We start from the raw sequence: 19,626 nt of genomic DNA, 5'->3' as shown, positions 1-19,626 counted from the left end.
ATTCAACACACTGGGGCGCGCAGAGCTTAACGGGCTACGCTGCCGTCAGTGTAGTCTTCGTCGATCTGGTCTGAGTTCCAGGAGAACAGCTTGCGCAATTCTCGGCCGGTGGCCTCGATGGGGTGCGACTCACCCTTCTCCCGCAGCTTCTTGAATTCGGGGCCCCCTGCAGCCTGATCCTCGATGAAACGCTTGGCGAAGGTGCCGTCCTGAATGTCGGCGAGCACAGCCTTCATGTTCTCCTTGACCTCCGGCGTGATGACGCGCGGGCCAGAGACGTAGTCGCCGTACTCGGCGGTGTCGGAGATGGACCAGCGCTGCTTGGCGATGCCACCTTCGATCATCAGGTCGACGATGAGCTTGAGCTCGTGCAAGACCTCGAAGTATGCGATCTCGGGCTGGTATCCGGCCTCGGTCAGGGTCTCGAAACCGTACTGGATCAGCTGCGAGGCACCGCCGCAAAGCACAGCCTGCTCACCGAAGAGATCCGATTCGGTTTCTTCGGTGAAGGTGGTCTCGATGACGCCGGCGCGGGTTGCGCCCAACCCCTTGGCGTAGGCCAACGCGATGTCCTTGGCCTGACCCGAGGCGTCAACCTCGACGGCCACCAGTGCCGGCACGCCGCGTCCCGCTTCGAACTCGCGGCGAACAGTGTGGCCGGGGCCCTTGGGGGCTACCATAGCCACGTCGACGCCCTGCGGGGCTTCGATGTAACCAAAGCGGATGTTGAAGCCGTGTGCGAAGAACAGCGCATTGCCTTCTTCCAGGTGAGGGGCGATGTCTTTCGTGAAGACCTCTGCCTGCACCTGGTCGGGGGTCAAGATCATGATGATGTCACCCTCGGCAGCTGCATCGGCGACGTTCTCCACGCGCAGACCCTGCGCCTCAGCCTTCGCGCGGGAGGAGGAGTTTTCAGACAGACCCACGACGACGTCTACGCCCGAATCACGCAGGTTCAGTGCGTGGGCGTGGCCCTGCGAACCATAGCCGATAACGGCAACGGTCTTCTCGGACAGTACCGTGAGATCGGCGTCGTCGTTGTAGTAGATTTTTGCTGCCATGGGTGGGATCTCCTTGCTTTGATCTTGGATCATGCGGCGCATTGGCCGTTAGTTGAAATGTAGGGGAACTGGTGCGCTAATTCAAGGCCAACCATATTTTGAGACGAACGCTGTGGTGCGTCTCGGTTAGCGGCGAAAGCCCTTTTCACTCATGGAACGGGGCCCGCGTGAGAGGCCGACCGTGCCGGCACGAACCAGCTCTTTGATGCCGAAGGGTTCGAGGACGTCCAGGAGGGCCTTCAGCTTCTCGTCGGAACCGGTCGCCTCGATGACCACCGATTCCGTGGAGACATCGATGATGGACGCGCGGAACAGGTCGGCGGCCTGGGTCACCTGCAATCGGGTCGCGGTATCCGCCTTGACCTTCACCATGATGTGGTCGCGCGTGACCGACGAGTCGGTGGGTAACTCCACCACCTTTAGCACGTGGATCAGCTTGTTCAACTGCTTTGTGACTTGTTCCAGCGCGGCCTCATCGGCATCTGTCACCACGGTGATGCGAGAGATGCCGGGCACCTCGGTACCGCCCACCGCCAGCGACTCGATGTTGAACATGCGGCGGGCGAAGAGGCCGGAGACCCGAGCCAGAACACCGGGCTTGTCTTCCACCAATACAGAAAGGGTGTGTTTACTCATGGTCTATCCCTCGTTTCCGAAATCAGGTGAGGTGTTCTTGGCAATCTGGATCAGGTCGTTGGAGACGCCCGCCGGAACCATGGGCCAGACCATGGCGTCGGGGCTGACCGTGAAGTCGATGACCACGGGCCGATCGTTAATTTCAAGCGCTTTCTGAATTGTCTCGTCGACCTGTGAGTCGTCTTCGCACCGCAGGCCCACGCAACCGTAGGCCTCGGCCAGCTTCACGAAGTCGGGAATCCGCACGGTGCCGTGACCGGTGTTCAGGTGCGTATTGGAATAGCGCCCGTCGTAGAAGAGGTTTTGCCACTGCCGCACCATACCCAGCGACGAGTTATTGATGATCGCGACCTTGATGGGGATGTTGTTGTGGGCGCAGGTGGCCAGCTCCTGGTTGGTCATCTGAAAGCAGCCGTCGCCGTCAATGGCCCACACCACCGCGTCCGGGTGGGCAACTTTCACACCCATAGCGGCCGGCACCGAGTAACCCATGGTGCCCAAGCCCGCCGAATTGATCCAGTGGCGCGGTTTCTCGTACTGCACAAAGTGGGCGGACCACATCTGGTGTTGACCGACGCCGGAAACGTAGTAGGCATCGGACCCGGTGAGCTCGGAAATCCTCTGGATCGCATACTGCGGCGAACCCAGGCCATCGTCGGTTTTGGTGTATCCCAGGGGGTACTGATCTTTGAGGCGGTTGAGCAGCTGCCACCAGTCCCCCAGGTCGGGCAGGTCTTGCGCGAACTCACCCTCAAGTATCTGGTTGAGCTCGGGCAATACGTACTTCAGATCGCCCACGATCGGCACGTCGGCAAAGCGGATCTTGGAGATCTCGGCAGGGTCGACGTCGACATGGACGACTTTGGCCTCGGGCGCAAAGGACGAGACCACTCCGGTCACGCGGTCGTCAAACCGGGCGCCCAGCGCGATCAAGAGGTCGGACTTCTGCATGGCGGTGACCGCAGGGACGGTGCCGTGCATGCCCGGCATGCCCAGGTTGTGGGGGTGGGAATCGGGGAAGGCACCGCGGGCGGTCAGGGTGGTGACGACCGGGGCGTCGGTGATCCGAGCCAGTTCAGCCAGCTCATCGGAGGCTCCGGCGCGGATCGCACCGCCACCGACGTATAACACCGGACGGCGCGCTTCGGTGATCAGCTTGGCGGCTTCGCGAATCTGGCGGGAGTGCCCCCGGGTCACCGGGTTGTATCCGCGCACCTGATTAGTCGGCGGCCAGCTGAAGTCCATCATGCCGACCTGGGCGTCCTTGGTAACGTCGATCAGCACAGGCCCCGGACGCCCGGTGGAGGCGATGTTGTAAGCGGTGGCAAAACAGCGGGGTATCTCTTGCGGGTCGGTCACCATGAACGAGTGCTTGGTAATCGGCATGGTCATACCCACGATGTCAGCTTCTTGGAAAGCATCGGTGCCGAGAACAGAGGAAGAAACCTGACCGGTGATCACGATCATCGGGACGGAATCCATGTTGGCATCGGCGATGGCGGTCAACAGGTTGGTCGCACCGGGCCCCGAAGTCGCAATGCACACGCCTACTTTGCCGGTGGAAATGGCGTATCCCTGAGCCGCGTGACCGGCGCCCTGTTCGTGGCGCACGAGAATGTGATTGAGTTTCTCGGAATCGAAAAGCGGGTCATAGGTGGGCAGGATGGCTCCACCGGGCAGACCGAAGACGTCGGTCACGCCCAACTCTTCAAGGGAGCGCACAATGGCTTGAGAGCCGGTCATGCGCACGGTGCCAGCGCTGGCAGCACCCGTCATCTCATGATTATCGGTGGTCGAGTGGCTCGCTTGTCCCATCGTCATCTCGTCTTTCCTCTGGTCTGAATTGCAATGAAGCGTGCGGGCTGGAAACCCCGAGGGGCTTCTTGCCCCCCCCTGACTCCCGGTACACAAAAACCCTCCGCCAGGTGCACCTAGCGAAGGGTTCTGATTGCACTGCTGTAGTGCGCCTAGGCTAGATTGATCGGTCAATAATCACGACTAGACGCTGAATTAGGTGAGCAGGACAACACTTCATAGCTCAATATTCCGGTGCTGCGATCTACAATGTCAAAGAGATCTCACGATGCAATATGGTATTCGTCTCAGTGGGAATCAGTAACCCCACCTCCGGATATGACACCAAATGTCGCGACTGTGACGAGGTTTCGGTGCTGAGCTTAAAAAATGGTCACGCTCACATTCACCACCTAGAATGAGGAACATGGCTGAGAATACGTTATCTAGCGCCCACATCACGAAACTCCTGCACCCCATATTCGACGAACAGATCATGAACTATGGGGCCTACAACCTGGTGTTCGTGACGGGCTCGGCCATTTACCGCAACGCTGACATCGCCCAGCAACAAAGTAGCGACCAGCGCTATTTCATCATGGGTTACCGCGACAATCCGCACGAGGTAATCGTCGCTCCCCTGAGTTTGCCAGAGGCCAAGGCCAACGGAACCCCCACCTCGATCGACAACACCAACGCGATGCGGGTTTATGCCGTCAACGACGAGACCCTCGGCTTGGAATCAACCAACGGGTCTTCATTTATCGTTCGGCTCGCCCCCAAGGTCACGATCGAGACTCTCGAGGGTAGCGGTGAGCTGGATCAAAGCGCCGACGTCGAGGATTTCACGCAGTTTCTTGTCGATACCTGGCTCGAAGACCAGGATTAGTCACCCGCGTTCGCACGGTCCATAAGACGAGATCATAGTCATCGAGAAAACCGCTTAATGTACGAAAAAGACCTGACAACCGCAGTTGTCAGGTCTTTTTTCTGTGGTGCGCCCCCCGGGACTCGAACCCGGAACCCATTGATTAAGAGTCAATTGCTCTGCCAATTGAGCTAGAGGCGCATCTTTTTTTCATCGGTGCGTTGAAGCAACGAATAAGAATATACACACACCATTGCCTACCGGGCAAATTGAAAGCGCATGACATGCGTCACCTCAAGGCCGATGTGTGTTCCCCCGGCGTTCACCCTACCGACACCGCCCTGCTACCGAATCGACCTCACTACAACGGCACAATCGAGAATGACCGTACATGGATGATAGAACAACAAAGGTGGAGCCTGACAGAAAACTGTCAGGCTCCACCTCAGGTGTGCGCCCCCCGGGACTCGAACCCGGAACCCATTGATTAAGAGTCAATTGCTCTGCCAATTGAGCTAGAGGCGCATTATTTTTTTATCCATGCCGAAGCAACGAAAATATACTTTACACAACGGTCCCCACCCGCGCAAGCCCAGAACGGCTTTTGTTGCCCACTTCACGCGAAAGTCTCGGGCGGAGCTCGCTGTCTAGTTCTTGTCGGAGGTTAAGGCGTCGGTTCTAATGACATCGAGGACCGCGGTGTTGGGGCCGGTTGCAGAATCAACACTCTCCGCGGCGTCCGACGTCGTGACATCATCACCAGATCCCTCTACACCGTCTGAGAGGTAGGCTTCAGCGCCGTCCTGCTGCGACAGTTCATGGACGACCCGTACCAACATCTGTCGAAACTCAGGCTTCGCCAGCTCCCCCGAGGAGGCCAAAATGCGATCGATCTCTTTTGCCTGAGCCAATACCTCTTTACCCTTGGGAGTAATTCCCAGTAGGTAGCTACGGCGATCGACGGAATTGCGGGTGCGGTACACATGTCCGTGAGATTCTAAGCGGGCCAGCGTCTTACCCATCGTCTGAGCCTGAACTCCCACAATGGAAGCCACTCTCACCTGAGAAACGGTACCTTCGCGCGAGATGACCTCAAGGGCAGTCACCCCGGCGTGTGTAAGACCCAGCTCCTTGAGCTGATTATTCCAGCTGTGCTCCAAGATACGGGCAGCTGTGGAAAGTAAACGATTAATAGACCAGAGTCCAATGTTAGGCATGACCTCAGTATAGGACTTTGTATCATAAATTACTAAGTAGACGAGCTAATTTTTATAGGAGCTACCTCACAGTAGAATGAGGGGCTCACCAGCCAGGTCTCGCCGACTGCCGATACCTACAATTTTGAGGAGAACCATGACCACCCGACTGACCGCGCACGAGCAAGCTCCGTCGTTTACCCTCGAGGACGCCGAGGGCAATTCCGTCAGCCTTTCCGACTACTCAGGCCAGCGCGTCATCCTCTATTTCTACCCGAAAGCGAACACCCCCGGGTGCACGACTCAAGCCTGCGACTTCCGGGACAACCTCGCATCCCTTCAGTCCCACGGTTATCAGGTAGTAGGAATATCTCCCGATAGCACCGAGAAACTGCGCCAGTTTATCACCGGCCAAGACCTGACCTTCCCCCTGCTCTCCGACCCGGATCACGCGGTGGCCGAGGCTTACGGGGCCTGGGGCGAGAAGAAGAACTACGGCAAAACTTATGAGGGCCTCATTCGGTCAACGTTCGTGATTGATGAAGAGGGTCGTATTGAGGTCGCTCAGTACAATGTGCGTGCCAAGGGGCACGTCGCCAAATTGCGCAGAGACCTAGGCATCGACTCAGCAACCGAGCGCTAAGTAAGGAAGACAACGGGGGCGCAAGGCGGTGCACCACCGCAACCGCAAACTTGTTCGCCATAGCACCATCGGGTAACATCATCAGATGTTCGCGGGATTAGCAGATCCAAGATGAACAGACACGCGCGAGTGGTGAAATTGGCAGACACGCAGGATTTAGGTTCCTGTGCCTTCGGGCGTGGGGGTTCAAGTCCCCCCTTGCGCACCAACAAAACTCCAAACCGCAGGAAAGCCCGGCTGATGCCGGGCTTTCCTGCGTTGGGTGCATCAACCGATAAGATGGGTGCACTGTCTGTGGCGCGCACAGACCCGAAAGGAGCCCCTTTGCCGCACCATCAGCCCCTCTCCCGCCGCCGAGTGCTCAGCTTCACCGCACTCTTGGCCGCCGGTCACGCGCTGACCGCGTGCGCACACAGCTCCTCACCCGCTGACGACAACGATAAACCGCTCAAACTCAGGTTCGTCAACGCCGCCCCGACCCGCTCCCTCGACGTCGCCACCAGCGGCACCCTCGAGACAGCCCGCATCTCTGCGCAGGTGCTCGAACCCCTCGTCCGAGCCAATATCGACACCGGTGAACCCGAACCCTGCCTGGCAACTTCATGGGAGTTCAGTGATGACCGCCGCACCCTGACCTTCCACCTCCGTGACGGGGTGCATTTTCACGACGGCTCACCCTTCGCTGCCGAGGACGTCAAGACCAACGTGGCCCGCTGGCAGCACGCCGCCGGAGACGACACCGCCAACGCCCACATCGCCTTCCTGCAGCTCTTCAGCCCGCTGAATTCGCCCGATGGCAAGACGCCGCTCATCACCGACTGCACCGTCGAGGGCTCGTCCGTGCAGTTCAAACTCTCGCGGCCATCGTCCTCCCTGTTGAAGGCGCTCACACAACCGGCCTTCGGCATTGCCTGCCCCCGCTCACTGGACGCCAATGGAAAGTTCACGGCGCAGCCGGTAGGAACCGGTGCTTATACCGTCGCCGCTCACGCCGAAGGAAAAACTGAGCTTAAGCGCAACGAATCGTATTGGGATGAGCACCCGGCGGTCTCCGATATCACGTTTACCACGATCACCAACCCCGCCAAGCGCTTCTACTCGATTCTCGAAAACCAGTGCGACGCCTACGATCTGGTGGGAACCATGCACTACGTTGACCTGGCCAGATCCGGCATCCTTGTTCAACCGCGGGATCCGTACGCGATCACCTACATCAGCATCAACCTGCAACACCCGGTTTTTCAAGACGTCCGGGTGCGACAGGCGGTCTCTTACGCCCTCAACCGGCCCGAAATCGTCAAGAAGCACTTCCCGCAGGGGTCGCATTCTGCAACCGACTTCTTGCCCTCTCTGTTCATGATGAAAAACGATCAGACGTCGTTCTTCTACGCGAACAACACCGCCAAAGCGCAGCGCCTTTTGAAGCAGGCCGGGTACCGCAACGAACCCGTGGAGTTCTACTACCCCACCGATGTCTCGCTGGCCACCATGACCTCGCCAGAATCCCTCTACTCTTCGCTGTCCTCTGCACTGGTCAAAGCCGGGTTCAACATCGTGCCCAAGCCCGTCCGCTGGGCAGACGGCTACCTCGACAAGATCTCGGCGTCGAGTAAAGACCGCGGACTGGCCCTCACCGGGTTCGTCGGTTCCTATCGCGACCCCAATGCCTTCTTCTCCCGCGTCTTGGCTACTACCTCAGAAGTCGTCAAAGACTCGGCTGATTCTCAAGCCCCCGCCACCGAGAAACCGGCCGAGCCGACGTCCTCCCCCACACCCTCATCATCGACCAAGGCGACCCCCGAACCGCCGACCGTCACCTATCAGCAGATCCTGACCGAGATCCGCACCGCCGACCAGCTCAAAGACCCCGAAGAACGCAAAGAAGCGTACAAAAACATCAACCTTCTGGTGGCCCAGCTGATGCCCGCCGTGCCGATCGCCTACCCGGTGTCCTCGGTCGCCCTCGGCAAAAGGGTCGGATACTTTCCGCTGTCGGCCACCGGCATTTCGCCGCTGGGCCGCACCCAAGTACATGATTAACGACGAAAGTATTATGCGCTCGTAGTATCAGGCACTAGGGTAAAACTAGAGTGATTCAAAGCATGTTCCGGGCACGCAACGACCAGCGTCTGCCCTTCGGAACGAGAAATGGGAGTACAACTGTGACTGAAACTCAACACACCGATGTAGTACTCGTGGGTGGCGGCGTCATGAGCGCCACGCTCGGCGTACTGCTCAAGGAGCTGGAACCGGGATGGAATATTACCCTTCTCGAGCGTCTTGACCGTGTCGGTCAAGAATCCTCCAACCCGTGGAACAACGCGGGCACCGGCCACTCCGCGCTGTGCGAACTCAATTACTCACCCGCAGCCGCCGATGGAACCGTCTCCACGGCTAAAGCACTGAATATCAATGAGCAGTTTCAGGTCTCTCGCCAGTTCTGGGCCAGCCTCGTCTCCGAGAAGAAGGTGCCCAATGCCGAGTTCATCAACGCGGTTCCGCACATGTCTCTGGTATTCGGCGAGAAGAACAGCCAGTACCTGGCCGCACGGTACGACGCTTTCAAGCGGGAGAAGCTTTTCGAACGCATGGAGTTCTCCACCGATCCGGCAAAGATCTGGGAGTGGGCTCCGCTGACGATGCAGGGACGCGACACCGACGAGGCCGTAGCCGCCAATTTCTCTCCCGAAGGTACCGACGTCGATTTCGGCGCCCTCACCGAGCACATGGTCAACTACCTCACCGCCCAGGGTGTTGAGGTACGTTACGGCCAGCAGGTGACGAACGTCGAGCGCGAGTCGGACGGCACCTGGACGGTCACCGTCAAGAACCGCCTCAACAGCGAGGGCCACACCCGTCTGCGCGCCAAGTTTGTGTTCCTCGGTGCCGGCGGCGGTGCGTTGCACCTCCTGCAGAAATCGGGCATCCCCGAGGGCAAGGGCTTCGGCGGCTTCCCCGTCTCCGGTCTGTTCCTGCGCAACACGAATCAGGCCACCGCTCAGCAGCACAATGCGAAGGTCTATGGCCTGGCCTCTGTAGGTGCTCCCCCGATGTCGGTGCCGCACCTGGATACTCGTTACGTCGACGGTAAGCGCTCGTTGCTGTTTGGCCCCTACGCAGGTTTCAAGACGAACTTCCTCAAGCAGGGTTCGTTGTTGGATCTGCCGCTCTCGTTGCGCCTGGACAACATCTACCCGATGGCTCGCGCTGGTTTGGCCAACATGGACCTCACCAAGTACCTCATCGGCGAGCTGCGCAAGAGTCGTGAAGAGCGCCTGGAGTCCCTGCACGAGTACTACCCGAACGCCATCGGCGACGAGTGGGAGCTCATCACCGCCGGCCAACGCGTGCAGGTGATGAAGAAAGACGCCAAGAAGGGTGGCGTGCTGCAGTTCGGCACCGAGCTGGTTTCCTCCGCCGACGGATCCATCGCTGCCCTGTTGGGTGCCTCGCCCGGCGCCTCCACCGCCGTGCCGATCATGCTCAAGCTGTTACAGCAGTGCTTCCCCGGTCAATTTGGACGCTGGGAGCCGCGCGTGAAGGAGCTCGTGCCTTCTTTCGGCACCAAGCTCAACGAGAACCCGCAGTTGGCCGACGAAGTGATGGCACACACTGCCGGTGTGCTGGGTATCAACAACTAAATTTCAAATTCACAACAAATACGGTCGACGTCGCTGGTCGCACAGGGTGCGGCCGGCGACGTTCCGGTAAGCTAACCCACGTATATTCACCTCAGACCACCCCCAAGGAAGACCTATGTCTCTTGCCAAAGAAACCGTCAGGCGTGCTGAAAACGAAGAGCAGCTGACTAAGCACAGCCCCGACAAGAAAGACAAGACCGTCAAACCCAAATGGGGATATGTCTTCAAGCGCTCCTTCAACGAGTTCTTGGCGGACGGCTGCACCGACTTGGCCGCCGCGCTCACCTACTTCGCGGTCCTCTCGATCTTCCCCGCCTTGCTGGCCGTGGTGTCTCTGCTGGGCGTATTCGGTCAGGGCCAGCAGACCACGCAGGCGATTCTTGAATTAATTAGCGGATTCGCTCCGCAAGACGTCTTGACCCTGGTTAAAGACCCCATCACCCAGCTGACCACCTCCTCCGCAGCGGGTCTGGCACTGATCACCGGTATTCTCGGTGCCCTGTGGACCGCGTCCGGTTACGTGGGTGCTTTCGGGCGTGCACTGAACAAGATCTACGACGTAGTCGAAGGCCGCCCCCTGATCAAGCTGCGCCTGTGGAACCTGCTGGTCACCGCCATTCTGGTGTTGATCGTCGTCGTGATGGTTGCTGTTTTGATCTTGAGCGGCGGGGTGGTCAACATGATCAGCGGAGCCATCCCCGGCGTTGATCTTTCCGGTTTCGCCACCATCTGGAATTGGTTGCGCTGGCCCATCGCACTGGTCTTGGCCATCGTCCTGATCGCGTTGCTGTACTACGGCACCCCGAACGTCAAGCAGCCTAAACTGCGCTGGATTTCTCCCGGTGCTGCCTTCTCCCTGGTGGGCATGGCCGTAGCAGCCCTCGGATTTACCTTCTACGTTTCGAACTTCGGTAACTACAACGCCACCTACGGAACCATCGGTGGTGTGATCGTGCTGTTGCTGTTCATCTGGATCATGAACAACGTTTTGCTCTTCGGTGCGCAGATCGATTCCGAGATTGAGCGCTCCCGCGAGCTGAAGGCCGGTATCCCCGCCGAAGAGTCGGTGCAGTTGCCCCCGCGCTCCGAGGTGCAGGCTCAGAAGATGATCGACACCCGTGAAAAGCTCGTTGAAGAGGCACGCGACATCCGTCTGGAACACAGCGGCCTGGATTACTCGGAAGACAACGGGTCCGGTGAAGGTAGCCTGGCGGGTTCGACGAAGGCTCCCAAGTAATAAAGAACACCCGGCTCAGAACTGAGCCGCCACCACCTGCTACGGGCGGCGTGAAAGATTGCTTGATCTTTCCGCCGCCCGTAGTGTTATTGCAATGAACACAGGAACTGTTGTGGAGTACTCTGTTCTCCCCTCCGGCGCCCCCGCTGCACCGCGCGCCCTGCTCATCCACGGTTTCGCCACCTGCTCCCGGCAAAGCTGGGAAGGCACCGGTTGGGTACGCAAACTGCACCGGGCCGGCATCGATGTAATACTCATGGATCTGCCCTATCACGGTCGAGAGTTCCAGCAGGATCACGGTGGGAACCTTGCAGACGACTCTGATCAGAATGTACGGTCGGTGCACCTCGACGACGAGAATCTGTTGCAGGCGACGGTGCGGGGAATGGTCCAGGTGCTGGACGAGGCCGCAGACTCCCTGGGCAATCCCCAGCATCCCGTTCATCTGATCGGGTTTTCGGCCGGGGCGCGCATGGCCTATGAGTTCGCCGCGTTGCTCCCACACCGGACGGCCAGCCTGTGTCTGGGAGGCCTGCCGCAGCACGATGAGTTGCCTCAAGTGCGCGCCTACCTTCAGGGTGCCTCATCGGAGCAGACCGGCGAGTCTGCGAAAAGTTCCGGGCCAGATGGTTTTCTCGCCTTGCAGAACATTATTGACAGCTCCATCATCAGCAACGTGGGCCTGCGACAGTTCGCCGAAGAAATGCCCTCGCTGAGCTTCGACCCGCACTCGCGGACGGTGCAGTCACCGGTACTGCTCGTCAACGGCACCGAAGACACCATCGCACCGAGTACTGCCTGGCTGGCAGAGCCGCTGCGTGATCATGGCATTGATGTCCATGAGGTGCAACTTATCGGGCGTGACCACGTCAACGCGTTAACCTCGGGACAGTTCAAGAAGGCCTGCATCGACTGGATGAGCTCCCACAAGCCCACCGACTAAGTTTTCCAGGGCAGTGGTTCCTCAGCCTACGTGTGATTCGATAGCCTAGAGACAGACATCGGCGCAATGGTCGCCGAACTCCAACACACGAAGGACATGAAATGACGCAGCAGGTAAAAGCTCTCGTAGCGATGGCTAAGAATGAACCCGCCACGGTCACCACGATCAACGTGCCCGATCCGGGCAAGGGCGAGGCACTGGTGAAGGTGTTGACCTGTGGTGTGTGCCAGACCGACCATCACTACATCGAAGGTGGCGTGGGCGATAACTTCCCGTACCTTTTGGGCCACGAGTCCGCCGGAATCGTCGAGTCGGTCGGTGACGACGTCACGAACGTGGCTCCCGGTGACCTGGTGATTCTCAACTGGCGCGCGGTCTGCGGCGAATGCCGAGCCTGCAAGAAGGGCAAGCCCCAGTACTGCTTCGACACCCACAACGCCTCCCAGAAGATGACCCTGGAAGACGGCACCGAGCTAGAACCGGCCCTGGGTATCGGTTCTTTCGCAGAAAAGACCTTGGTCGCCGCCGGCCAGTGCACCAAGATTGAGGCTTCGATGAACGAGTCCGACTACGCCGCCATCGGCCTATTGGGCTGCGGCGTGACCGCCGGTCTGGGCGCCGTCCTGAATACCGGCGAGGTCAAGCGAGGTGAGTCGGTAGCCGTCATCGGTTGTGGCGGCGTGGGTGTTGCGGCGATCGCCGGAGCCAAGCTGGCCGGTGCGACCACCATTATCGCCGTTGATATCGACGACGAAAAGCTGGCTCGGGCTCGCGAGCTCGGTGCTACCGAGATCGTAAACTCCGCCAACGTTGATCCGGTGGAGAAGATCCGCGAGTTGACCGACGGATTCGGTGCAGACCTGGTGATCGATGCCGTCGGTATCAAGGAGACCTTCAAGCAGGCCTTCTACGCTCGTGACCTCGCTGGACGCGTGGTTCTGGTTGGCGTGCCCGCCCCCGAAACCACGTGGGAGATCCCGCTGGACGAGGTCTTCGGCCGAGGCGGTTCCATCAAGTCGGCGTGGTACGGCGATACCCTGCCTTCCCGCGACTTCCCCATGTTCGTGGATCAGTACCAGCTGGGTCGTCTGCCCCTGGACAAGTTCGTGACCGAACGCATCGGTCTCGAAGACGTCAACGAGGCATTCGAGACGATGAAGACTGGCAAGGTTTTGCGCTCGGTCGTTGAATTTCAGAAGTAAAGGAGGCTCATACCGTGAATGCACGTATTGACCATGTGGTGACCTCTGGTACCTTCTCGTTGGACGGTGGCACCTGGGAGGTCGACAACAACGTCTGGATCGTCGGTGACGACTCCTCGGTGGTCATCATCGACCCTGCCCACGACGTCGAAAAAATCTCGAAGGCTGTCGCCGGTCGAACCGTCGAGAAGATCCTGCTGACCCATGCCCACGATGACCATATTTCCAGCGCGCGGGAGGCCTCGCAGAGGTTCGGTGCCGAGGTTTACCTCAACCCGAAAGACCGCGAACTGTGGCAGATGGTTTATCCCGAATGGGACTTCGATCGGGAACTCCACGATGGAGATACGATCTCTATCGCCGGAACCGAGCTGACGGTGATCGAGACCCCGGGTCACTCCCCCGGGTCTGTGTGCTTCTACGCGCCAGATCTTAGCTATGAGAACTCCACCGGTGTGGTGTTCTCGGGCGATACCCTCTTCAACGGTGGCCCCGGAGCGACCGGTCGTTCCTTCAGCAACTTCGACGTGATCATTGAATCCATTCGTACCCGCCTGTTGACTTTGCCCGAGTCGACGGCGGTGTTAACCGGCCACGGTGATCACACCGGCATCGGCGTTGAAGCGCCGGACGTCGAGGAGTGGATCAAGCGAGGTCACTAACCCTTGCGGGATAAAGAAAGATCTTCGGGGAGCGGCGCAAGCCGCTCCTCGTACTTTTTCCGCCACTTATAACCGTAGATGTGGGCCAGGATGAAGTACGCGGCCGAGGAAATGACCGGCACGAGGAGCGCGCTTTGAACGCCGAATCGCGCCCCGAAAACACCGCCCCACACGAATCCCAACGCGATACCAGCGATGAAGGTGGCCTGCGCCGTAGAGTGGGCCAGATCGATGTTTCCTCGCGCCGAGAGGCTGGTGATGATGGAGTCGATCGAGAGCAGCCCGGCGCCCAACACCGCACCGAAGAGCGCGAGCAGCAAGAGAAGCCCCGGGGTCGATTGCGGCACCGACATCAACAACGAGACGAGGGTCAGTGCGGAGGCGATCATCGTCCACCCCTGCCAGGTGCCCACGCGCGAGCGCAACAGCGTCATCACCACACAGGCGATGGCACCGGCTGATCCCATGGCCCCGAGGTAAAAACCGATATTCGTCACGCTGTCCTGGGAGATGGCGCGGAATGCCAGCATGGTCTGCGCGGAACCGATGCAGATGCCCAGGCACGAGATGCCCAGCACGGGTAGCCAACCTAGCTTTGCGGAGCCCTGCACATTTTTTTCGAAGGATCCGAAGCCCTCGAGGTCGGCGCTACGCATGCGGATGGATCCGGGGCGCCACAGCACGAACATGATTCCTAGCAGGTCGATGACGATCACCGCATAGAGGGGTGCATTGAGCCCGCCGAGGATCGCGATGAGGCCGACGATGGAGGCCGCGACCGGCAAGGCCACGATGTCGAGCACGGATTCGAAGGTGGTCGAGGTGTTCAGCTCGCGCCGGTCGTGATATTCGCTGTAGCGGTGGCTCCAGTAGGAGCGCATCATCGCACCTAACGGTGGGGTGGTGACACCGGCCAGGGTGGAGGCTAAAAGGAACATCAAGATGGAACCGCCGGTGCGTTGCCCGATGAAGTCGAGCATTTGCACCAATAAGAAGGCTACGGCTGGGATGTTGAGGGTTGCGGCGACGGTGAGGACGCCGCGCACACCAAAGCGGTGCGAGAGCACCCGGTAGGTCCGGTGGCTCATGGCAGAAGCCAATGCGATGAGCCCGGCTCCGTAGGTTCCCAGGGTGATCTCACCGGTGCGGTCCGACATGATGACCAGCACCGCCAACGCGCTCATCCAGGTGGGCAAACGCATCAGCAACGAGAACGCGAAGAACTGCTTTCCCACGATGGAGGTCAGGTATCGCATTCTGTTGCGCACATAGTTGACGTTGTAACGTCTTCTGGTCAACCACCCGGTAGGGTGCAGAACAGATCGCACGCGGGATGCGGGGGTTTTAGGCGTCTGCGACAATTGCCGAGCCTTCCGGTGAGGTGGTGAGTTGGATCTGCGCGTGGATGCGGTTCTTCATTTCGGCCACGTGCGAGATCAGGCCGATCACGCGGCCGTGTTCGCGGAGGTCGTCGAGGGTTGCCATGACTTCTTCCAGCGCCGAATCGTCGAGGGTGCCGAACCCTTCGTCGACGAATAGGGTATCAATTTCAATGCCGCCGTGGCGTGCCTGGACGACGTCGGCCAGCCCGAGGGCCAGCGCCAGGGATGCCATGAAGGTCTCGCCACCCGAGAGCGTGCTGGGTTTGCGTTCGGTGTCGTGCCAGTTGTCGTAGACGGCGATACCCAGCCCAGACTTGCCGTGGCCGCTCTTGGCATCGGTGTAGCGCAGCTGGTAGCGGTCGTGAGTCATCGCCTGCAGGTGCCCGGTTGCCGCGGCCGCTACGTCTTGTAGTTGAGCCGCCAGGACGTAGGTGGTCAGCGGCATCGACAGGGCGTTGTTCCCACCTGTGCCGTTGGCAGCGTCCGCGAGGTTTTTGACCATCTGATAGCGGGCTCGTTGTTCTTCGGACTCGGCGGCCTGGCGGTGGTACTGGGTGATCAGCTGGGTCAGGCTCTCGTGGGCTTGCGTGAGCGAGGTGGTTAACGAGATCAGCTCGTCGCGCGCGGCACCGACGCGGCGGTGGGCCTCGGCGAGCCTTTCGAGGTCTTCCGGGGCGGGTGGCGTCTGCCCGCCCTCTTTGCGCTCGTGGATATCGAGCATTGCCGGGGCTTGCAATCTGGAGCGGACGCCGGTGAGGCCGTCGCGGTGCTGCCGGATGGTGTTCTGTAGCTCTTCGATGCGGGCGGGTTCGAGCCGGGTGGAGTGGGCCGTCTCGCGGGTGTCGAAGGGCGAGTTCGCAAGATGGCGTTCGTATTCCGCGTCGGCCGCACTACTCCGATCGCGGGTGCCTTGGCGCTGGCGCAGGGCGTCGAGCAGCACCTTGAGCCGTTCACCCAGCTGCGCGCAGGCCTCCTGCCGCAGGGTAAAGGGGTGCTCGGTGCGGTGTTCCGCGAGCTGTTCCTCGGCGGTATGCACGCGCTGTGCGGTGTCGGCGCGGGAACGTTCTGCTGCGGCTTCTTCGCGCTGGAGTTCCACCAGTTTCTGGTTCTGGGTCTCGATGCTGTCGTGGAGACTCTGAATGCGCTCTTCTAGGCGGGTTGCGGCGCGATGGGCCTCCCGTGCCTGCGCTAAACGATGCTCTGCGGCCTCCAACGCTGCGGTGGCCTGGGCCACGGTCTGCACGCCGGATTCTTCCGCCGCCCGGATGCGTCCGGCGTGGGCGGTCAGTTCCTGCTGGGCGTGCTGAGCGGCGTCCTCGGCAGCGGCGCGCTGCCGCTGTGCTTCTGCCACGTGGTGCGCCTCGACCGGGGTCTCTTGATCGGTAAAGGCTGCAGGTTGAGGGTGCTCGGTTCCCCCGCATACGGGGCAGGGTTCACCGGTTTTCAGCTCGGTGGCGAGCACCTGCGCGGCCTGAGTATAGCGGCGTTGCAGGAGTTGCTCGGCGTCGTTGGACGCCTGTTGACGGGCCTTTTCGCGTTGTTCGGCGGTTGCCGCCAATCGCTCGCGCTCGTCTCGCAGGCTCTGCAGGTTCTCGGCCGCGGCGAGGTCGGTGCGGCTACGCTGCTGCACGGTCTCCGCGGCTTCGATGGAGGGTAGGTCCTGGGGGGCGATACGCTGATCGTCGAGTTGCCGGTATTCCTCGCGAAGCTGGGTCAGGCGCTGTTGAAGGGCCTCGGTCTCGTCGGTGAACCGTCGTTGTTGTTCCTCGAGATGAACGAGCTGGCGGCGCTCTGCTTCCAGTCTCCGCTGTTCGGCCGCGAGTTCCCGCAACTCGAGACGGTGTGAGTCGACTGTCTCCGACCACTGCCCCAGGTCGTGCATCAGCTGAGAGGGGATCTCCTCCGTGGTGGTGTTTACCAGGGTGGCTAACTGGTCGAGCAGGCTTGTCCGCTCCAGTGCCGCATCGATCGCCTCGGCCTGTTGAGCATCTCGGGTGTCGGCCAGTGCCGTTTCACACAGGTGGTATGCCGCTTCATCCTCGCGTTGGGCGCGGGTGAGCGCCTGTTCGTAGGGGTTCAACGCGGCCGAAGCCTGAGCCAGGGCAACCGTCGACTCGACGGCACGCACGCTCTCCTCGGCCTGGTGGTACCGCTCCAACTCCTCCTGGAGACGCTCAAATTCGGCCCAGTTCTGGCTCAGATGCCGGGCCTCGGTGGCTTGAGCCTGCGTGGTCTGCAATCGCTCATCGAGAGTTGCGCGTACCGGGGTGAGTCGTTGCAGTTGTTGACCGAGGTGGCTGAGGTACCCCTCCAGGGTCAGGGCGGTGTCCTCACATCCGGAGGGCGCCCGCTCCCCCTCTTCGCCGGTCTGCTCAGACTCCTCGGAATCTGCCTCTGTCGTTTCGTCCATGACTGAGGCAGATGCCCCTTCCTGGGTCATCGGTGCGGTGTCTATCCCCAGAAGGTTTTCATGGTGGACGAGGAAGCCGTCGGCAGCGTGTGACCCCACCCGTGCAAAGATGGCCGCGCCGTCCTCGGCAATTCGTTCCAACCCCCGTTGAATCTCCTGAACTCCCTGGCCGGCCGCTCTCGACTCTTCAAGTAACCTCGCCTGGACCTGTTCATAGGTCTCCACCGGGAACAGTTTCTTCAGCAATTGCTCACGTTCGCTGGAGCCGGCCTTCAAGAAGGACGCGAAATCACCCTGTGGAAGCAGAATCACCTGTGTGAACTGCTCTCGATTGAGCCCGATGCGGCCGGTGATGTGTGCTCCTGCCTCCCGCTGGTTGGCGCTCACCGGAACCCACTCGTCCCCTTCACGGCGGCGCAACAGCACCTTGGCGTTCTCCGTCAGATACCCGGTGCCGCGCTTCTTCGGCCGATCCCACTGGGGGCTTCGGATGATGTGGTAGCGTTCGTCGCCGATGGTGCATTCCAGTTCCACCTCGGGCTTGGCGCTCGGCGGGGCGAAATGAGACTTCAGGTCGGGGCGTTTCTGCGAGGTGTCCCCATAGAGGGCGAAGCAGATCGCGTCCAGAATAGAAGATTTCCCCGAGCCGGTAGGGCCGTTGAGTAAGAAGATGCCGGCCTCGTTGAGGTTGTCGAAATCGATCTCGACGGTGCCGGGAAACGGACCGTAGGCTGAAAGTCTTAACCGGTGAATTCTCATGCGTGCACGTCCCTATGGTTGAGTTCTTCTTTGACCCCGGTGGTTATCCGGTTCAGGAATCGGCTCTCCTCCTCGCTGAGCTCGGCCTGCCGCACATGCTGATAGAAATCGCCGCACACCTCGGTGACCGGTTTCTCGTGTAACTGGTGCAGACTGGGCCGTTCCCGGCGAAGGGTGTCCCCCGACGGGGCGAAGTTCAGCTCGGCAACGGTGTCAAAGCGTTGCCGCAGGCGGTCGATGGCTCCCAACGGACGCTGCGCGTCGGTCAGGGTGATCCGACAGACGTCGTGAACGTGGGCAGCATATTTCTCGTCAGTTAGCAACTCTTCCAGAGTGCCAGTCAACGACACCAACGGTAGCTTCGTATCCCACCGATGCTCCCGAATCTCGCTCACTCCATCAGGCCCCACGTCGATGATCCAGCCGCCCTTGCGATGCTTCTCCTCGGAGAAGCTATAGGCCAGTAGCGATCCGGAATAGCGGACGGTTTCAGAGAGGCGCTGTCTGCCGTGCAGGTGGCCCAGCGCGGCGTAATCGAAGCCCGCAAAGATCTGCTGGCTCACCGAGATCGCACCGCCGACGCTAATGTCGCGTTCCGATGCCGAGGGTTCGGCACCGGTGGCAAAGCAATGCGCCATGACGATCTTCGCCGCGACATCCCGGCCGGCGGCGTCCTGCCGAATGCGCTCGCAGGCCTCAGTCAACACGGCTTCGTGGCTGGGTTCAGTGCCGAGACTCTCCGCCACCGCGCGCGGTTCGAGGTACGGAATCGGGTAGATCGCCACGGTGGTAACTCCGCGTGTGATCGTCACAGGGGTGCCCAGGCTCTGCGAGTCCGTGACGAGGTGAATTCCCGACTTCGACAGCAGGTTCGCCGCGAAGGCCAACCGCACCGCCGAATCGTGGTTGCCGCTCGAGAGCACCACCGCACACCCCGCATCGGCCAAACGTTCTAGAACGGAGGAGAGCAAACCGATGGTCTCGGTGCGAGGCTGAGCCTGATCGTAGACATCACCGGCGACCAACACCACATCAATCCGCTCATCGACGACGGTCTGCACCAGTTCATCGAGCAGGTCTTTGGTTAGACGATGTAAAGACATTCCATGGAAGGAGCGGCCCAGGTGCCAGTCGGAGGTGTGCAAGATACGCATACCTCTAATGTATCGAAGTCGTCATTAGAATAGAGGCC

Annotated in this window: 15 protein-coding genes and 3 tRNA genes; 9 read left to right on the top strand and 9 right to left on the bottom strand. The window is 60.3% G+C overall.

Features of this window, described 5'->3' with window-relative positions; genetic code table 11:
* Positions 1 to 26: 26 nt before the first annotated feature.
* From ilvC to VVR12_RS01195, 3 genes are all read right to left on the bottom strand, one after another.
* Positions 27 to 1,061 carry a ketol-acid reductoisomerase gene (ilvC, locus tag VVR12_RS01205; protein WP_368549294.1) on the bottom strand — a complete coding sequence of 345 codons (1,035 nt, stop codon included), beginning with the start codon at positions 1,059 to 1,061 and terminating at the stop codon, positions 27 to 29.
* A gap of 126 nt (positions 1,062 to 1,187) precedes the next feature.
* Complete coding sequence (gene ilvN, locus VVR12_RS01200; protein WP_368549293.1) at positions 1,188 to 1,697, bottom strand: acetolactate synthase small subunit; 510 nt, start codon at positions 1,695 to 1,697, stop codon at positions 1,188 to 1,190.
* Positions 1,698 to 1,700: 3 nt separating this feature from the next.
* Positions 1,701 to 3,518, bottom strand: a complete 1,818-nt coding sequence (locus VVR12_RS01195; RefSeq protein WP_368549292.1) for an acetolactate synthase large subunit — start codon at positions 3,516 to 3,518, stop codon at positions 1,701 to 1,703.
* Positions 3,519 to 3,918: 400 nt separating this feature from the next.
* Here VVR12_RS01195 and VVR12_RS01190 point away from each other — a divergent pair, with 400 nt between their 5' ends.
* Positions 3,919 to 4,380 (top strand): hypothetical protein, encoded by a 462-nt coding sequence (locus VVR12_RS01190; protein WP_368549291.1) that lies wholly within the window; start codon positions 3,919 to 3,921, stop codon positions 4,378 to 4,380.
* Between the two features lie 104 nt (positions 4,381 to 4,484).
* Here VVR12_RS01190 and VVR12_RS01185 read toward each other — a convergent pair.
* The 3 genes from VVR12_RS01185 to VVR12_RS01175 form a co-directional block, all read right to left on the bottom strand.
* Positions 4,485 to 4,560: transfer RNA gene (locus tag VVR12_RS01185), tRNA-Lys, on the bottom strand.
* A 251-nt stretch (positions 4,561 to 4,811) separates the two neighbouring features.
* A tRNA-Lys gene (locus tag VVR12_RS01180) sits at positions 4,812 to 4,884 on the bottom strand.
* A 122-nt stretch (positions 4,885 to 5,006) separates the two neighbouring features.
* On the bottom strand, positions 5,007 to 5,576 hold the full coding sequence (locus tag VVR12_RS01175; RefSeq protein ID WP_368549290.1) for a MarR family winged helix-turn-helix transcriptional regulator: 570 nt from the start codon (positions 5,574 to 5,576) through the stop codon (positions 5,007 to 5,009).
* A 136-nt stretch (positions 5,577 to 5,712) separates the two neighbouring features.
* Between VVR12_RS01175 and bcp the strand changes: the two genes are divergently transcribed.
* The 8 genes from bcp (at position 5,713) to VVR12_RS01135 (ending at position 13,883) form a co-directional block, all read left to right on the top strand.
* Positions 5,713 to 6,198, top strand: a complete 486-nt coding sequence (gene bcp, locus VVR12_RS01170; RefSeq protein WP_368549289.1) for a thioredoxin-dependent thiol peroxidase — start codon at positions 5,713 to 5,715, stop codon at positions 6,196 to 6,198.
* 123 nt (positions 6,199 to 6,321) lie between these two features.
* Positions 6,322 to 6,406 (top strand) — tRNA-Leu (locus VVR12_RS01165).
* Positions 6,407 to 6,522: 116 nt separating this feature from the next.
* Entirely contained in the window at positions 6,523 to 8,238 is a 1,716-nt protein-coding gene (locus VVR12_RS01160) for an ABC transporter substrate-binding protein (RefSeq protein WP_368549288.1), read from the top strand.
* A gap of 62 nt (positions 8,239 to 8,300) precedes the next feature.
* Entirely contained in the window at positions 8,301 to 9,839 is a 1,539-nt protein-coding gene (locus VVR12_RS01155) for a malate:quinone oxidoreductase (RefSeq protein WP_409349863.1), read from the top strand.
* A 115-nt stretch (positions 9,840 to 9,954) separates the two neighbouring features.
* A complete protein-coding gene (locus tag VVR12_RS01150; protein ID WP_368549286.1) occupies positions 9,955 to 11,076 on the top strand; it encodes a YihY/virulence factor BrkB family protein in 1,122 nt (373 codons plus the stop codon).
* A gap of 112 nt (positions 11,077 to 11,188) precedes the next feature.
* Positions 11,189 to 12,019 (top strand): alpha/beta fold hydrolase, encoded by an 831-nt coding sequence (locus VVR12_RS01145; RefSeq protein WP_368549285.1) that lies wholly within the window; start codon positions 11,189 to 11,191, stop codon positions 12,017 to 12,019.
* A gap of 101 nt (positions 12,020 to 12,120) precedes the next feature.
* A complete protein-coding gene (locus VVR12_RS01140; RefSeq protein WP_368549284.1) occupies positions 12,121 to 13,221 on the top strand; it encodes an S-(hydroxymethyl)mycothiol dehydrogenase in 1,101 nt (366 codons plus the stop codon).
* Between the two features lie 14 nt (positions 13,222 to 13,235).
* Positions 13,236 to 13,883 (top strand): MBL fold metallo-hydrolase, encoded by a 648-nt coding sequence (locus VVR12_RS01135; protein ID WP_368549283.1) that lies wholly within the window; start codon positions 13,236 to 13,238, stop codon positions 13,881 to 13,883.
* Here VVR12_RS01135 and VVR12_RS01130 read toward each other — a convergent pair.
* From VVR12_RS01130 to VVR12_RS01120, 3 genes are all read right to left on the bottom strand, one after another.
* Positions 13,880 to 15,139 (bottom strand): hypothetical protein, encoded by a 1,260-nt coding sequence (locus VVR12_RS01130; protein WP_368549282.1) that lies wholly within the window; start codon positions 15,137 to 15,139, stop codon positions 13,880 to 13,882. The two genes, VVR12_RS01135 and VVR12_RS01130, sit on opposite strands and share 4 nt — an antisense overlap.
* Positions 15,140 to 15,227: 88 nt before the next feature.
* Positions 15,228 to 18,434 carry an AAA family ATPase gene (locus tag VVR12_RS01125; protein WP_368549281.1) on the bottom strand — a complete coding sequence of 1,069 codons (3,207 nt, stop codon included), beginning with the start codon at positions 18,432 to 18,434 and terminating at the stop codon, positions 15,228 to 15,230.
* Positions 18,431 to 19,588: an exonuclease SbcCD subunit D gene (locus VVR12_RS01120; protein ID WP_368549280.1), complete on the bottom strand. Its 1,158-nt coding sequence runs from the start codon at positions 19,586 to 19,588 to the stop codon at positions 18,431 to 18,433. The genes VVR12_RS01125 and VVR12_RS01120 overlap by 4 nt, the downstream gene beginning before the upstream one ends.
* Between the last annotated feature and the right edge of the window lie 38 nt (positions 19,589 to 19,626).

This window comes from Rothia sp. LK2588, from assembly GCF_040946465.1.
Lineage (GTDB): Bacteria > Actinomycetota > Actinomycetes > Actinomycetales > Micrococcaceae > Rothia.
Note: the sequence above shows the minus strand (reverse complement) of the source record. Positions and strands in the feature narration are given on the sequence as shown.

What these genes read in the sequence shown, in the direction of transcription:
- VVR12_RS01130 (WP_368549282.1), bottom strand. Translation starts at nt 15,139, where the DNA reads ATGCGATACCTGACCTCCATCGTGGGAAAGCAGTTCTTCGCGTTCTCG.
- VVR12_RS01150 (WP_368549286.1), top strand. Translation starts at nt 9,955, where the DNA reads ATGTCTCTTGCCAAAGAAACCGTCAGGCGTGCTGAAAACGAAGAGCAG.
- VVR12_RS01140 (WP_368549284.1), top strand. Translation starts at nt 12,121, where the DNA reads ATGACGCAGCAGGTAAAAGCTCTCGTAGCGATGGCTAAGAATGAACCC.
- VVR12_RS01125 (WP_368549281.1), bottom strand. Translation starts at nt 18,434, where the DNA reads ATGAGAATTCACCGGTTAAGACTTTCAGCCTACGGTCCGTTTCCCGGC.
- VVR12_RS01120 (WP_368549280.1), bottom strand. Translation starts at nt 19,588, where the DNA reads ATGCGTATCTTGCACACCTCCGACTGGCACCTGGGCCGCTCCTTCCAT.
- VVR12_RS01155 (WP_409349863.1), top strand. Translation starts at nt 8,301, where the DNA reads ATGTTCCGGGCACGCAACGACCAGCGTCTGCCCTTCGGAACGAGAAAT.
- VVR12_RS01175 (WP_368549290.1), bottom strand. Translation starts at nt 5,576, where the DNA reads ATGCCTAACATTGGACTCTGGTCTATTAATCGTTTACTTTCCACAGCT.
- bcp (WP_368549289.1), top strand. Translation starts at nt 5,713, where the DNA reads ATGACCACCCGACTGACCGCGCACGAGCAAGCTCCGTCGTTTACCCTC.
- VVR12_RS01190 (WP_368549291.1), top strand. Translation starts at nt 3,919, where the DNA reads ATGGCTGAGAATACGTTATCTAGCGCCCACATCACGAAACTCCTGCAC.
- ilvC (WP_368549294.1), bottom strand. Translation starts at nt 1,061, where the DNA reads ATGGCAGCAAAAATCTACTACAACGACGACGCCGATCTCACGGTACTG.
- ilvN (WP_368549293.1), bottom strand. Translation starts at nt 1,697, where the DNA reads ATGAGTAAACACACCCTTTCTGTATTGGTGGAAGACAAGCCCGGTGTT.
- VVR12_RS01195 (WP_368549292.1), bottom strand. Translation starts at nt 3,518, where the DNA reads ATGACGATGGGACAAGCGAGCCACTCGACCACCGATAATCATGAGATG.